The 898-nt window shown below is 56.6% G+C and carries 1 protein-coding gene; it reads right to left on the bottom strand.

Annotated elements, in window-relative coordinates; translation table 11 throughout:
• The coding region (gene istA / locus IV91_RS0113490; RefSeq protein WP_233418485.1) for an IS21 family transposase at positions 1 to 866 on the bottom strand (866 nt) is incomplete at its 3' end.
• Positions 867 to 898: the final 32 nt, after the last annotated feature.

The raw sequence follows: 898 nt of genomic DNA on the forward strand, positions 1-898 counted from the left end.
TCGACGGTAAAGCGGAACTGACTGTTGGCCACCAAACTGAGGGTGCGGGCATAGTCGTAAGGATTGGAATTGAGCGGGCGTAGGTGTGGTTTCTCTTCAATGAACAGATCACAGGGGCGTTGTCGTGTCTCGCCATGACAACGGACATTGGCGATGGTATCGAGCCAGAGTTTGGCGGCCGGGTTGATGAGTTGGAAATCCTTGAGTTCACGGCCATTGAGGAAATTCTTCTTGACATAGCCAACGCCGGACTCGACGCGGCCCTTTTCATTTCCCTTTGCTACATTACAGGCCGTGATATCGAAGCCGTAGTGGCGGGAGAAATCGAGGTACTTGGGGTTGAGGACAGGGGCCTCGCCGACGAGGCGACTGAGGACGGCTGACTTGAGGTTATCCACCATGATTCTGGTAGGGACCCCACCAAAGGCCTGGAAAGCGTGTTCGTGGCAGGCGAGGAAATGCTCCATGGTTTGGGAGACAGTGAATTCGATGTAGGTCATGCGACTGTAGGCCAGGACCATGACGAAGAAGGAGAGGCGACGGCGGGTATTACCGACGGCGATGGTGGAGAATTCACCCCAGTCGACCTGGGCACATTCACCGGGGCTGAAATGGAGTTTGAGGTAGACCGGACGCTGGACGGGGCGGGTTTGGCGGACATGGTCACGCACCAGGGTCAGGCTACCGGTATAACCTTCCTCGAGCAGTCGTTGATAGATTTGCTGGGCACTGTAGGGGTGGGCGTTGAGCAGATGGGCAATGGTGCCTTTGAAGGGTTCCAGCAGGCTATTGCGTTTGGCGGCGGCACGGGAGATGAAGTGGGGCCGAGCCAACCAGGTGGCTACCGTTTTGTGATCCAGATTCAAGACGCGGGAAATCTGAGCCGCATTCAACGCCT

The organism is Ferrovum myxofaciens (assembly GCF_000735045.1).
GTDB lineage: Bacteria > Pseudomonadota > Gammaproteobacteria > Burkholderiales > Ferrovaceae > Ferrovum > Ferrovum myxofaciens.